The sequence below is a fragment of the Syntrophobacter fumaroxidans MPOB genome (genome assembly GCF_000014965.1).
GTDB classification, from domain to species: domain Bacteria; phylum Desulfobacterota; class Syntrophobacteria; order Syntrophobacterales; family Syntrophobacteraceae; genus Syntrophobacter; species Syntrophobacter fumaroxidans.
The window spans coordinates 3,258,674-3,273,663 of record NC_008554.1; the positions used below are offsets into that span (position 1 = coordinate 3,258,674).

At 61.4% G+C, this 14,990-nt stretch carries 8 protein-coding genes; 5 read left to right on the forward strand and 3 right to left on the reverse strand.

Going from position 1 to position 14,990, the window contains the following annotated elements:
- Nucleotides 1-121 precede the first annotated feature (121 nt).
- Nucleotides 122-3,862, forward strand: a complete 3,741-nt coding sequence (locus tag SFUM_RS13685) for a PAS domain S-box protein (protein ID WP_011699483.1) — start codon at nt 122-124, stop codon at nt 3,860-3,862.
- Nucleotides 3,849-6,302, forward strand: a complete 2,454-nt coding sequence (locus SFUM_RS21885; protein ID WP_011699484.1) for a response regulator — start codon at nt 3,849-3,851, stop codon at nt 6,300-6,302. The genes SFUM_RS13685 and SFUM_RS21885 overlap by 14 nt, the downstream gene beginning before the upstream one ends.
- A 25-nt stretch (nt 6,303-6,327) precedes the next feature.
- Here SFUM_RS21885 and SFUM_RS13695 read toward each other — a convergent pair whose 3' ends face one another.
- Entirely contained in the window at nt 6,328-7,515 is a 1,188-nt protein-coding gene (locus tag SFUM_RS13695; RefSeq protein ID WP_011699485.1) for a hypothetical protein, read from the reverse strand.
- A gap of 408 nt (nt 7,516-7,923) precedes the next feature.
- Here SFUM_RS13695 and SFUM_RS13700 point away from each other — a divergent pair, with 408 nt between their 5' ends.
- The 3 genes from SFUM_RS13700 (at nt 7,924) to SFUM_RS13710 (ending at nt 12,289) form a co-directional block, all read left to right on the forward strand.
- The gene (locus tag SFUM_RS13700) at nt 7,924-8,511 is read left to right on the forward strand and encodes a cysteine hydrolase family protein (RefSeq protein WP_011699486.1); all 588 of its coding nucleotides are present in this window, start codon (nt 7,924-7,926) and stop codon (nt 8,509-8,511) included.
- A gap of 360 nt (nt 8,512-8,871) precedes the next feature.
- A complete protein-coding gene (locus SFUM_RS13705; protein WP_011699487.1) occupies nt 8,872-10,458 on the forward strand; it encodes a peptide chain release factor 3 in 1,587 nt (528 codons plus the stop codon).
- A gap of 229 nt (nt 10,459-10,687) precedes the next feature.
- On the forward strand, nt 10,688-12,289 hold the full coding sequence (locus tag SFUM_RS13710) for a DEAD/DEAH box helicase (protein WP_011699488.1): 1,602 nt from the start codon (nt 10,688-10,690) through the stop codon (nt 12,287-12,289).
- A gap of 18 nt (nt 12,290-12,307) precedes the next feature.
- On the opposite strand, the gene lipA is transcribed toward SFUM_RS13710, so the two are convergent.
- Together lipA and lpdA are read right to left on the reverse strand one after the other, a co-directional pair.
- Nucleotides 12,308-13,210, reverse strand: coding sequence for a lipoyl synthase (gene lipA / locus SFUM_RS13715; RefSeq protein ID WP_353743169.1), 903 nt, complete (start codon nt 13,208-13,210; stop codon nt 12,308-12,310).
- A 178-nt stretch (nt 13,211-13,388) separates the two neighbouring features.
- Nucleotides 13,389-14,813: a dihydrolipoyl dehydrogenase gene (lpdA, locus tag SFUM_RS13720; RefSeq protein WP_011699490.1), complete on the reverse strand. Its 1,425-nt coding sequence runs from the start codon at nt 14,811-14,813 to the stop codon at nt 13,389-13,391.
- Between the last annotated feature and the right edge of the window lie 177 nt (nt 14,814-14,990).

Sequence of the window (14,990 nt, forward strand, 5' to 3'; positions counted from 1 at the left end):
CGAGCCTTTTAGTGACACTCAATTTTTTTCTTGCAAAAGCATCAGGATTGCTTAAGAATTGCTCTTACCTTCACAATCTACTTTATAATGACCTAACCGACCACAACATTGGGGTTTTTTGTTGAGTTGGATTGGCTGCCTGCATCCTGGTGGACGTCCTTACTCTGGTACGTTGAGAGCCCGCTCGAAGTCCACCGTCGGTCAAGGGGCCGTCTCCTTTTCGGCCGGGATTGCGTTCGCCCTGCTTCTTTCCTTCTCCGTCCCGCTTTTTTCAGCCTTCGCCGCCGTGGACACCCCCAGGATCCTGGTGATCCATTCCTACAATTCGAACACCAACTGGACCTCTGAAATCGAGAAAGGGATGAGGGAGGCCTTGAGCGAGCAGTACGGCCCCGTCAGCTTCCAACTGGAATTCATGGACACAAGACACTATTCCGGGGCCGACTATCACGACAGGTTGAAGAGCCTTCTCACCTATAAGCTGCGGGGGCGGAGTTTCGACATCGTGCTCACGTCGGACAACGATGCCTTCGCTTTTGTCCGGGCAAACAGAACGCAGCTCTTCCCGACCGTGCCCGTGGTTTTCTGCGGCGTCAACAATTTCACCCAGTCCATGCTCGCCGGTGTCACCGGGATGACCGGAATCGCCGAGGACGTTTCGGTTGGCGAGACCCTCGACATAGCCCTTGAACTGCATCCCGGCCTGAAGCGGATCGTCGTCATCGGGCTCACCACCATAACGGCGGACAGGGCCAACCGGGAAGCTTTCGTCGAGCAGGTCCGCACCGGCTACGAACGGTTGGAATTCGATTTCTGGGACGCCGTTGACACCGACGAACTGGCGAAGCGCCTGCCTCTTTTGGGTCCGGACACCATCGTGGTCATCAACGGGATCATCGCCGAACCGGACGGCCGAATGCTTGGATTTGGGGAAACGACCGGCTTCATCCACGCCCGTTCGTCCGTCCCCCTTTACACCCTCTGGGACGTATACCACCATGGGACCCTCGGGGGCAAAATGGTGACGGGACGCATGCAAGGCAGGCTTGCCGGAGGCTTGGCCGCGCGAATACTGAAAGGCGAGGACCCGGATAAGATTCCCGTCGTACATTCCACATCGGCCAATCAATACATCTTCGATCTGAACGAGCTCTCCCGCTTCCGGATCTCCGAGGACAGGCTCCCCTTGGACCGCGTCATCACCAACAAGCCGAGTCCCTTCTACATGGTCGACAAGACCTTCCTCCGCACGGGAATCGCGGCGTTTCTCCTCCTGGCTTGTATCGTCGTGCTTCTCGCGGTCAACATCGCAGCCCGCAAGAAGGCGGAGAAATCCCTCATCGAAGGACAGCGATGGCAAAAAGCCCTCTTCGACAACATCACCGACTTCGTCTGGATGAAGGACCTGCAAGGGCGGGTTCTCGCCTATAACGAGTCCTTTCGCCTGGCCTTCCGCTGGGAACCCGGAGCGGTTTTGGGGAAGACCGGCTACGACCTGTTCCCGGCGAACATTGCGGACAGAATAAGGACAAACGACGAGGACGTCATTGCATCCCGCGTCCGCGGGCACCTTGAAGAAAGCTTTGAAATGCCGGGCGGAGAGACCAGGTGGTTCGACACGATCAAGACCCCGGTTTTCGACAAATCGGGGCGAGTGATGGGCACGGTGGGAAGCGCCCGCGACATCACGGAACGCAAAAGAGCGGAAGCCGCGCTGGCCCGCAGCGAGAACAAGCTGAAAAGGATCATCGAGGATTCGCCCATCCCCATATGCTGGGCGGACAAAGAGTGCCGCGTGGAGTTTGTGAACCAGGCGTTCATCGATCTCTTCGGCTACCGGATGGAAGATATCCCCACTGCGGAGGAGTGGTTCCGCCGCGCCTACCCCGACGAACCTTTCCGGAAGGAAGCGGAGGCGCGGTGGAGAGCGCGGATCGCGGCCGCCAGGTCCGATGGGACTAAGATGCGCCCCACTGAATGCAACGTGACCTGCAAGGACGGGTCCGTCCGAACGGTCGAGATCATGAACACGCTGCTGGAAGACGCGATCCTGGCGGTTTTCAAGGACACGACCGAGCGCAAGCGCGCGGAAGCCGCGCTTCATGAGAGCGAACAGCGGTTCAAGACCCTCGCCGAAGCCTCTTTCGAAGGGATCGCGCTGACCGATAACGGCATCCTTGTGGACCTCACCGAGCAGTTCGCGAACATGCACGCATGCGATCGCAACGAGCTTCTCGGCAGAAATGTCCTGGAATTCGTCTCGCCGGAATCCCGGGATCGGGTGGCGCGCGCGCAGGCATTGGACGAAACGGGACCCTACGAGTTCAATGCGTTGCGAAAGGACGGTTCCACCTTCCCGGTCGAGGTTCGAGCCAGGTCGACCCTGATCGGGGGCCGCCGCCTGCGGCTGTCCGCCTCGCGGGACATGACGGCCTACAAAACTGCCGAGGAAGCGTTGCGCAGCAGCGAGGAACGATTTCGCCTCATCACCGAGAACATGGGGGATCTCGTCTGCCAGGCCGATCCCATGGGCAGGTACCTTTATACCAGCCCGTCGTTCCAGCGCATCCTGGGCTACGATGGGAACGCCCTGCTCGGAACGTCCGTGTTCGAACAGATCCACCCCGACGACCGCCGGGAAATCATGGAACGATTCAGGAAAGGTTTCCAGATGGGCCAAGCGCGGGAAACCGAATACCGCAGTAGACATGCAAACGGGCAGTACCTGTGGCTCCGGAGCACCGCCAATTTCGTGTACGATTCGGAGGGGAACCCGCTGTTCGCCGTGATCGCGACCCGCGACGTGACCGCGAGGCGGGAGGCGGAAGCGGCTCTCCTCGAGTCGGAAACCAAGTTCAGGACCCTCAGCGAAAATTCCGCCGCGGCCGTTTTCATTACCCAGGACGATTTGTTCGTTTACGCCAATGCGACATTCCAAAGGCTGTCCGGATACGACAAGGAAGATCTGACCCGACTGAAATTCTGGGAAATCGCCCATCCGGATCTGCGCCAGACGATCAGAGACCGGGGCTATGCCCGCTGGCGCGGGGAGAACGAACCCACTCGTTACGAAGCCGTCATCCTGACGAAGGACGGTAAAGCAAAATGGGTCGATGTGAGCGCCACCCTGATCGAATACCGCGGAAGGCCCGCGACCCTCGGAACCGGCATCGACATCACCGAAAGCAAGCAGGCGGAACAGCAGATCAAGGCCGCGCTGGAGGAGAAGGAGGTTCTCCTTCGCGAGGTGCATCACCGGGTCAAGAACAACCTGCAGGCCATCATCTACCTCATCGACAGCGAGACCGACCAGACCCGGGACCCGCAGGTCTATCAGTTTCTGAAAGAACTGGAAGAACGCGCGCGCACCATGGCTCTCGTCTACGAACAGTTGTACCAGTCGGACAACCTGGCTCACATCGAGATGGTGCAGTACCTGAGCGATCTCGGTTCGAACCTGGTGCAGGCCTTCGGAGCCGGACGCGACATCCCGGTCGCCGTGGAGCCGGGGAAGATATGGCTCGACGTGGAGATCGGGATGCCGTGCGGGCTGATCGTGAACGAGCTCGTGACGAACGCCCTGAAACATGCGTTCCCGCCGGAAAAACACGAACGAGGCGAAGTTCGTGTCGCACTCCATAAAGAAGACGGCCGGTACACGCTCAGGGTCAGCGACAACGGCGTGGGCCTCCCCCCGGAATTGCGCTGGCGCGAAGCCCGCTCCCTGGGTCTGCGGCTCGTCAACCTCTGGGCCACCCACCAGCTCGGCGGAACCATCTCAGTGGAAGGCCCGCCGGGAACGACCTTTACCGTTACCTTCACGGAAAGGAAGAGGAGGGAGTTTCTGAATGGACGCGGCTAAGGTAATGATCGTCGAGGATGATGCCATTGTGGCGTCTCATTTGGAACGGATCCTGGTGCAGTCGGGCTACTCGGTGGTGGGAATGGTCGCAACCGGTGAAGACGCCGTGGAAAGGGCCCCCGTGCTCAGCCCCGCCATCGTGCTCATGGACATCCGGCTGATGGGCGATATGAACGGCATCGAAGCCGCGGACAAGATACGCTCCAGGCTCGACATCCCCGTTATCTACCTGACCGCCTACACCGACCATGAGCTCCTGCGGCAGGCCAGGGCCACGCAGCCATACGCCTACCTTACCAAGCCGGTGCGGGACCGTGAGTTGTGCGCCGGCCTGGAAATGGCGCTCTACAAACATGAAACCGACCGGAAAATACGGCACATCAACCAGGTCCTGCGGGCGATCCGGGACGTGGATCAACTCATCACACGGGAGCGCAACCGAGAACGGCTTTTGGAAGAAGCATGCCAAATCCTGGTCCGAACGCGAGGTTACGTCATGGTCTGGATCGGACGGACCGGGGAAGACGGGTTGAGTCTGGTTCCGGTGGCCCATGCCGGACAGGGAGCCGGCACTCTTGAGCAGGTCACGATGGGCTGGAGCCCCGAGGGTGCCCCGGAAAAGGCGAAGGCACACCCACCCGGCACCTGCCCGACGCTGGTGTGCCAGGACGTCGCCCGGGATCCGGCCTGCGGCGCCTACCGCGCCGACGCCCTGCGCCGCGGCTACGCTTCGTTTGCCATGGTGCCCATGATCAACAGCGATCGACTCTATGGAATGCTCAACGTCTACGCCAACTGCCCCGGCGCTTTTTCGGACGAAGAGCTGGATCTCCTGCGCGAAGTGGCAGGGGACCTCGCCCTGGGGATGCGGAGCATCGAGGAAGAAGAGGAACGCAAGCGCGCCGAAGACGCCCTGCGCGAAAGCGAAGCCCGCTTCCGCCTGCTCGCCGAGAACTCCACGGACATTATCTCCCGCCGTTTGCCGGACGGGCGCACCCTTTACGTGTCTCCAGCCTGCCGCTCCGTGATGGGTTACGAACCGGCGGAGCTGCAGGAACTCTCCGCGTTCGATTTCGTTCATCCCGAGGATCTGGACCGGGTCTTGCGGGAATTTCAGGCCGCCGCTTCCAGCCTTCGGCCCTTCCACGTCGAGTATCGAGTCCGGCGCAAGGACGGAGCGTACACATGGCTTGAGGCCAGGGGCCGCCCGATCGTCGACCAAACCACAGGCGCCGTGGTCGAATTCCATTCGTCCTCGCGCGACGTCTCGCAACGCAAACAGGAGGAGCAGGAGCGGGCGGCCCTTGAAGAACGGCTGCGACAATCCCAGAAGATGGAGGCCATCGGCACGCTGGCGGGCGGAATCGCCCATGACTTCAACAACCTCCTCATGGGCATCCAGGGTTACACCTCCATCATGCTCTTTGAAATGGACCGCAACCATCCCTACCACGACAAGCTCAAAGCCATAGAGAGCCAGGTCCGAAGCGGCGCGGAGCTCACCCGCCAACTCCTCGGCTTCGCTTACAGCGGGAAATATGAAACCAAGCCCATCAACGCGAACGATCTCCTCGAAACGACCGCCACCATCTTCGGTCGGGCCAAGCAGGAAATCACGATCCTCATGGATCTCGATGCGGATCTTCGTGCGGTGGAGGTGGACCGGGGGCAGATCGAACAGGTGCTGCTCAATCTCTATGTGAACGCCTGGCACGCCATGCCCGGCGGAGGGGAGCTGCGCGCGGCATCCCGGAACGTGGAGCTCGATGAAGACACGGCGGCTCTTCACGCCGTGGAACGGGGCGAGTACGTGGAAATCGAGGTGACCGACACCGGGATCGGGATGGATCCTAAAACCAGGGAAAGGGTTTTCGAACCCTTCTTCACTACGAAGGAAATGGGCAGGGGAACCGGTCTCGGTCTCGCCTCCGCATATGCCATCATCAAGAACCACGGCGGTTTCATGGAAGTGCACAGCGAACCGGGCATCGGAACGACGTTCAAGATCTTTCTCCCCGCTTCGTCCAAGCCCCCCGTGGGCACGACACAACCCGCGCAGGCCCCCCTGAAAGGCTCGGAGACCATCCTCCTCGTCGACGACCAGGATATCGTCCTGGAGCCCACCAAGTGCATGCTCGAGACGCTCGGCTACACGGTTTTCACCGCCATGAGCGGAGAGGAGGCGCTCGACATCTTCCGGGAATCCGCCCGCTGCATCGACCTGGTGATTCTTGACATGATCATGCCGGAATTGAGCGGAAGCGACACCTATGACGAGCTGCGCGCGATGTCGCCCGGCGTGAAGGTGGTCCTTTCAAGCGGGTACAGCCTGAACGGGCAGGCGGAGACAATACTGGCGCGCGGCTGCAACGGGTTTATTCAGAAGCCGTTCAACGTGACGGAATTGTCCCGCAAGCTCAGAGAAATCCTCGACGGCTGATGCCCCGGGCTTCGAGCGACCGGTATCAAAAGAAGAAATCGTATTCGGGAAGGCGGTAGAGCCGCCGAATGTAAGAAGTGAGCGTATCCGGCAGGTATCTTCCCCACATCTTGATGGGTGGCGGGTCGATGTTCACTTCGGGCGAAAATCCCACCGAAAAGAGATACTCGAGCAAAAATTCGACGTTGAGGGGAATGTATCCCTTGTACACCTTGTTGTCCCTCTGCGCGATGATGCGTTCCTCGTGAATGCTGCGCCCGAGCTCCGATTCCACCATTTCCGGAAAAGTGGTCAGAATCAGCTCCACGTTGATTCTCGGATCCCCGCCCTCGAACAAGGGTTCAATCCCGGCTCGCAGCCTTTCCTCGGGCACCCCGCGGTTCAGGTATTTCTCCCAGGCGCGAGAATCCCGATATCGGCGCTCCACCTGTTCCCGGTCCCACCCGACGCGCAGAATAAGGCTGTCCGCCCTGTAGTTGCCTCGAAAATACTCCCTCTCCACAACCTCGATGTCCTTCTCCGCGGCAATGGCCGCCTGCAGGCGAGACAACCGTTCCTCGTCGCAAATGATCTTCATGCCGGCCACGTCGTTGATGGTCAGGGCGTCCATGTCGAACTTGATTTCCCCTGCCTGGAAACTCCTGGCAATGCCCCTCTCCGCCTGGACGAACTCCTGCACCATTTCCCTCTCGGGCGTGAGCAGACGATCGAGGGGAATCCCATATTCTCCGGCCCGCTCCTCGGCCATCCGCCGCGCCCGGGTCTGCACCGACTCGAAAATCCAGTTGGCCAGCCGGCGGTTGGCCTTCTCGGCGATTCTCTTGGGTCGTTTCAGCCGGTACAGTCCCACCAACTGCCCACTGCCGTCCAGGCACATGACTCCGTTGATGGGAGCATCGGTATAGTAGAAATCGGGATTGCTCCGGTACGCGCGGCAAAGCTCCTGCACCCGCGGCCCCATCTCGCGCGGGCACCTCAGAATGGCGTCCCGGAGCTCCCCCTTGAGGTGGATGCGCCTCGCTTCAAACGGCTCGGGGTAAATCTTTCCAATCAGTCGCCGGGCCAGTTCCTCCAGGGTCACCCCGGCAACGTACCCGTCGCAGATGAGGATTTCCGTGAGGGCCAGGCCGTCCGTCTTCTCGGGCCTGCCGCAAAACCACCGCTCGGCGATGTCGAGCAGGTTTCGGCGGTGAATGAAAGATGTCAGGTACATGGAATACGGCCCCGCGGTTTCAGGAATCGGGGGCGACCATCGCCCGCGCGTCCGTCGCACTCGGCGGCAGAGGAATCCGCGCCTGCGCCGGAAATCTCCCCGGGGCGGTCATCCCGCACGGACATGGATGCCGCGGGCAGGCAGGACAAGCGCCGCCCGGAACGGTCACCTTGTTCAGCACCGATTAGAGTGTAACACACTTTTGGCCCGGCAGCCTCAATATTCCCTTATTCCGGCCCGTTGCGGGGAGTCCCGTCGCCACGCAATCACGCATTGAAGCCGACAGCCGGATAGGATATACGGTGGCGTGCAAGGACGTCACTTCATCGTGCCCGAGCGCGGCCGCCGCAGCACCGGCGCCGTTCGCGCCGAACGCCGGGATGATCGGCACACCGAAAGGAGCTCATCGTGAACAAGGATTCGCAGCGTTTCGGACTCATCATCGTCGATATGCAAAACGACTTCGTCCTGCCCGGTTCCCCCACCGCGCTCGACGGAGCCTACGCGACCATCCCCGAAATCGTTCGGGCGCTCGAGTTCTTCAGAGAGCGCAAGTGGCCCGTCTTTCACGTCGTGCGCGAATACCGCGAAGACGGCAGCGACATCGAATCGTTCCGCTACGGGAGGTTCATGGAACAATACAAGTGCGGCGTTCCCGGCACCCGGGGATGCGAGATCGTGGCCGAGTTGACCCCCCTGCCGGGCGAATATCGGATCGTGAAGAACCGGTTCAGCGCGTTCATGCTGACCGAGCTGGACTTCATGTTGAGGAGGCTTGGCTTAGACCGCATCGCGGTCTGCGGAACGCAGTACCCGAACTGCATTCGAACCACGGTGTTCGATGGAGTCGCCTACGGTTACGCAGTGACCGTGCTGACCGATGCGACTTCGGCCAGGACGCCGGAAATCGCCGCCGCCAACATCACCGACATGCGCAACATCGACGTCGAGTGCATCACCGTGGAGGAATTCGTGAAAGCGCAGGCGCCGCGCTAGACGGCTCCCGGACATTCCCGGTGCCGGTATGCCGGCGTGAGCGGGTGCGGGGCCATCACGGTTGATATCGAACACTGCCTTGCACCCTTATCCCGGTGGAAGCGGGGGCGGGAATTGCGGGGTCGTGCGCTTTGCCCGTGCGTCTCTTCCTGGTGGAGCGTTTTCCTCAAAAGCATTTATTGATTCCATGGAAGGAAAAAAGTATATTATCAGGTTTGAAAGAAGCCCAGTCGCTCGGAATAGCCGGAATCGGCTGATCCCCGTCTTCCCAGGGTCAGTTATTCCGGCTTTTCATTGTGCCCTTTCCGGGAACATGCGATTGCGCACCAGGCGCAATCGCGACCATTCGAGGTCTATGAAGTGAATCACCGGCACAGACAGGAAATCGACCGGCGGCGGACTTTCGGCATCATCAGCCACCCCGATGCCGGAAAGACGACCCTTACGGAAAAACTGCTCCTGTTCGGAGGAGCCATCCAACTGGCGGGGGCGGTCAAAGCGCGCAAGGCCTCCAGGCATGCCACCAGCGACTGGATGGCCATCGAACGCGAGCGCGGCATATCCGTGACGACTTCCGTAATGAAGTTCAATTACCGGGACTTCGAGATCAATTTGCTCGACACCCCCGGCCACCAGGATTTTTCGGAAGACACCTACCGGGTGCTCACCGCCGTGGACAGCGCCCTCATGGTCATCGACAGCGCCAAGGGCGTGGAGCCTCAGACCGAAAAACTGATGGAAGTCTGCCGCATGCGCAACACTCCCATCATCACCTTCATCAACAAGCTCGACAGGGAAGGACAATCGCCGCTCGCCCTGCTCGGAGAAATCGAGGACAAGCTCCAGATCGAATGCACTCCCCTGTCCTGGCCGATCGGTTCCGGGAAGAGCTTCAAAGGAGTCTACGATCTTCTCGGAAAGAAGCTCCATCTTTTCGCCCCCGGGCAGGAAACCCGCACCAATGGGGGCATGGTCTTCGACGACCTCTCCGATGCGGCGCTGGACGAGCTCCTCGGCCGCCAGGCCGTCCAGTTGAGGGAAGATGTGGAGCTGCTCGAAGGAGCGGCGAACCCCCTGGAACAGGAGCATTACCTGCGGGGCAACCAGACTCCGGTTTTCTTCGGCAGCGCGCTCAACAATTTCGGCGTTCGCGAGTTGCTGGACGCTTTCGTGCAGATGGCTCCCCCGCCTCACGCCCGCCCGACGGTCTCCCGGGAAGTGTCCCCCTATGAAGACCAGTTTTCGGGATTCGTGTTCAAGATTCAAGCCAACATGGACCCCGCCCACCGGGACCGGATCGCCTTCCTGCGCATCTGCTCGGGAAAGTACACGCGCGGGATGAAGGTGATCCACCATCGCGCCGGCAGGGAGATGAACATCGCCAACGCCACCATCTTTCTCGCCCAGGACCGCACCAATATCGATGAGGCGTACCCCGGTGACATCATCGGCATCCACAATCACGGCACCATCAAGATCGGCGATACCTTCACCGAAAAAGAGCCGCTGCGGTTCACGGGCATACCCAGCTTCGCGCCGGAACATTTCCGGCGGGTCATTCTGAAGAACCCCCTCAAGGTCAAGCAACTGCGGAAAGGACTCGCTCAGTTGACGGAGGAAGGTGCGGTCCAGGTGTTCCGGCCTCTTGCGGCCAGGGACTACATCCTGGGCGCCGTCGGCGTTCTGCAGTTCGATGTCACGGTCGCCCGCCTGAGAACCGAGTACGGCGTCGATGCGGACTATGAGCCGGCGGGATACGCGGCGGCGCGCTGGGTCGAATCTGACTCCAGAAACGTCATGGAGGAATTTGAAAAGGAGAACCGGGGCAGCCTGGCCTTGGATGGGGAGGACCGTCTGACCTACCTCGCGCCGAACGAATGGCGGCTCGGATTCGTCATGGAAGACTGGCCCCGAATCAGATTCCGGAAAAGCATGGAATGCAATTGACCCCGGGTGAGGGCGCGGCGTTTCTTTCCCCGGGCCGATTTTCGTGCCGACGCATGGATGCTGCCCCTCAAAACGAATAATAAAAAAAGTTGGCGAAACCGAGTATTAGATATATTTAGTAAAAGATAGGAGTTAGTTCCAGAATTCATCGTGGGTTTTGGTTCGCTTCCGAAAGTCCCGCGGATGCAAATATTCGCGGGGTAAACATCTTCTGGAAAAGGAACGGCTATTGGCATACACCCTGGTTACGAATCTCTTCGGTTGCACCCGCAGGCTGCGGAGCAAGGAAGAACGCAAAGAACGCGAGGAAACCGCGCCGACCGTGTCGGAGCCTGAACCGGCCGCCTCATCCGACACTGCGGCAACCGCACCGGTCGCCGACGACACCGCACCCGGTGAGCGCCCGAAGAAGCGGCGCCCGCGCCGGAGGCAAGGCCGCCGCTCCGGGAGAAAACCCCTTCCCGAAACGCCACTGGAAGCAGGCCCTGTTGAAACTCCTGAAGAAAGCCGCGAACCGGAGGCGGCCGAGCCCTGGGACATCGATCAATTTCAGGTGGATCCCGAGGAAGGGAAGACCCGCTTTCACGACCTCGATCTGCCCGCGCCGATCCTGCGCGGCATCGCCGACGCCGAGTTCCGTTACTGCACGCCCATCCAGGCGGCCCTGCTGCCGCACACCCTCAACGGGCTGGATGCGGCAGGCCGCGCTCAGACGGGCACCGGGAAAACCGCGGTCTTCATCATCACCATGCTCACCCAATTCCTGCGCAACCCGGCGCCCGAAGGCCGTCGGAAAGGAACTCCCCGCGCCCTTGTCCTGGCGCCGACGCGAGAGCTTGCCCTGCAGATCGAGAAGGAAACGCACCTTCTGTCCCGCCACACGCCGTTCAAGAGCGTGGCTATATTCGGCGGCATGGATTACGAGAAGCAAAAGCGCCGCCTCACCGGTGAGGTCATCGATATTGTGGTGGCTACCCCCGGACGGTTGCTGGATTTCAAACGGCAGGGCGATCTTCATCTCAGTAAGGTGGAAATCCTGGTGATCGATGAGGCCGACCGGATGCTCGACATGGGTTTCATCCCGGATGTCCAGCGGATCATTCACTACACGCCGCCCAAGGCGCAACGTCAGACTATGCTGTTCAGCGCCACGCTGACCGCCGAGGTCACCCGGTTCGCCTCCCAGTGGACCCGGAACCCCGTGACGGTCGAGATCGAGCCCGAGCAAGTCGCAGTGGACACGGTCAACCAGCGCGTGCTCATCACCACTATCGATGAGAAATTCACCCTGCTCTTCAATATGATCACGCGACAGAATCTCGACAGGGTCATCGTTTTCACCAACCGTCGCGACCAGGCCAGGAGGCTGACGGAACGCCTGGGGAGCTACGGCATCAGCTGCGCCCTGCTCTCGGGGGAAGTGGACCAGAAAAAGCGGGTCAAGACCCTGGAGGAATTCCGGAACGGAAAGATCCGGGTGCTCGTGGCGACCGACGTGGCCGCCCGGGGGCTCCACGTGGAAGCCGTGAGCCACGTGTTCAACTACAACATGCCCATGGATCCCGAGGACTACGTGCACAGGATCGGTCGAACCGGGCGCGCGGGAACAAGCGGTATATCCGTGAGCTTCGCCAGCGAGGACGACTCTTTTCTGATCCCGGCCCTGGAGAAGTACCTCGGACACGAAATCCACTGCGAACACCCGGACGAGGACATGCTGGAGACTCTGCCCGAACCGACGCACACCCCCGTTGCCGCGGAGCGCCCCAGGCGGTCCGGGCCTTACCGGGGCAGGAACCCCAGAAGCACCGGCCGGAGAAAAACCGGCTGAGCCCCTCGGCCCTGCGGTTCAGCGGCACAGCGTGCGCGCCTGCCGTTCGGCATGGTATGAGCTGCGCACCAGGGGACCGCTTTCCACCCAGGCAAACCCCATGGCTTGCGCGGATTCCTTGAGCTCCTGGAACTCCCGGGGAGTGTAATAGCGAATCACCGGAAAGTGGCGTGCGGATGGGCTCAGGTACTGGCCGACGGTCAGGATGTCGCATCCGACCTCGCGCAGGTCCGCCATCGCCTCCAGGAGCTCGTCCCGCGTCTCGCCAAGTCCCGCCATGAGCCCGGACTTGGTGAGCACTTCCATAGACAGCTTTTTCACATTCCGCAGCAGCGCGAGGGATCTCCCGTACACGGCCTGCGGCCGCACCGAACCGTACAGCCGTTCAACCGTCTCGATGTTGTGCCCGAGGATTTCCGGGCGGGCGTCGACCACCTTGCGCAACGCTTCGACGTCTCCTCCGAAATCGGGAACGAGCACCTCGACCGTACACCCTCGAACCCGCCCGTGGACACTCCGGATGGTTTCGGCGAACCGGGCGGCGCCCCCGTCATCGAGGTCGTCCCGGGAGACCGAGGTGATCACCACGTGGCGCAAATGCATCGCAGCGGCCGCTTCCGCCACTTCAAAGGGTTCACGGTCATCCATGGAGAGAGGGGCCGGATTTCCCGTCCGGACCGCACAGAACCGGCAGCTTCGCGTGCAGATTTTGCCCAGTATCAGGAACGTGGCCGTGCCGCCGCCCCAGCACTCCGCCATGTTCGGGCAAACGGCCTCCTCGCACACGGTGTGGAGGGCTTTCAGGCGCATCAGTCGTTTGAGGTCCTCGAAGGCCTTTCCGTGCGGCATCCTGACCCTCAGCCAGGAGGGGCGGGGGGGCTTCGCCGGCCGCCCGTTCGGCGCGCATCCGGTTTTCCGGATTGGAATGCCCCTGTCCCGATCGTTCACGTTCACTCCTTGACCAAGCATAGGCCAACGGGTCATTGAAAAAATGAAAGCCGCGATGTTTTATTCCGGCAAACGGACGTGAGCAGGACGCTCACAACGAAGCGCGAAAGCTGCCGCCCTCGTTTCCGCGGACCGCAACGAGCCGCCGCCATCATCTGCGCTGCGGCAGAATGTGAGTCGAGGTCCCGAGGAAAGCCTCCGCTGCCTCCTCTTCGCTTTCCGAAAGCGTCGGATGAGGATGCATGCTCAGGGCAAGGTCTTCGGCAAGGGCTCCCATTTCCAGGGCAAGAACCGCCTCGGCGATCATCTCGCCGGCTTCCCGGCCCACGATGCCGACCCCCAGGACCCGTTGCGTGTCGGGGTCGACGATCACTTTGGTCATGCCTCTCGGGACCCCCATGGTCGCGGCCCGGCCCGAAGCCGACCAGGGGAACCGGGAAACCTTTACGGGACGATTCTCGCGTCTCGCCTGTTCCTCGGTCAACCCGACCCACGCCAACTGGGGATCGGCATAGACCACCGCGGGAATGGCCTGGTAGTCGAATGCGGACTTTTGCCCGGCGATCGCTTCCGCCGCAACCTTGCCTTCGTGCATGGCCTTGTGGGCCAGCATGACGCCCCCCGCCACGTCTCCAACGGCATAGATTTTCCCGTCGGTTGTCCGCCGCTGTTCGTCCACCACGATGAAGCCGTGCTCGTTCACCTCGACCCCGGTTTTCTCAAGCCCGATACCGCCGGAATTCGGCTCCCGCCCGACGGCGATCAGCACGCGGTCGAAGCTCTGAGCAGGCTGGTCGACCTTGCCTTCCAACTCCACTTCCACCCAGTCGTCGAATTCACGAAGGGATTGTATCCGAGTGTCCACGTGAACGGCTTCGAACAAACCGCTCAAGCGGCGACTCAGGAATGCCGTCAGGTCCTGGTCGGCCCCCGCCATCAGGCGCTCACCCGCTTCCACCATGGTCACGCGGCTGCCCAGAGAAGCGTAGACCGATCCGAGCTCCACGCCGACATACCCTCCTCCGACCACCAGCAGCCGTTTCGGAATGTCCGTGAGCTCCAGTGCGCCCGTGGAATCCATGATTCGCCCGCCGTCACGGAATTCGGCTCCCGCGATGGAACGGGCGTGCGAGCCCGTGGCGATGACGGCATGCTTGAACTTGATGCGGCTGATCTCCGCCTCCAGCAATCGCGCATAGCTCGACGACTCGAACACGGCGCGCCCCCGGAGGAACTGCACCCCCCGGCTTCGGCAAAGCTCCACGAGGCCGCCGGCCAGCTTGTCCACGACCTGCTTCTTCCACTCCCGCAGCCTTGGCAGGTCGATTTTCGGTTCTCCCAGGCTGATCCCCATGTCCGCCGCACGACCGACGTCGTACAGGAGCTCCGTTACGTAAAGCAGCGTCTTGGAAGGAATGCAGCCCCGAAACAGGCAGACGCCTCCGGGCCGGTCGCCCGTGTCGACCATCGTCACGTCCAGCCCCAGGTCGGCGGCCCGAAACGCCGCGGCGTATCCGCCCGGTCCCGCGCCGATCACCAGAACATCCGTTTCCTGAGTGAACTCTCCCATTACCATGAACTATCTTCTCCATCGCATCCGCGAACCGAGCGGCCCCGAAACAACCTTCCACCCCCCGGTCGGGTGACCGGAAAGAGCGGTGCATCCACAATGATCGAGTTGCTCGAGCCTCAGTCGAGGCTTGCATCCGCTCATGCGGACGGCCCCGAAGCGGCCTGCAGCCGGCAGACCTGA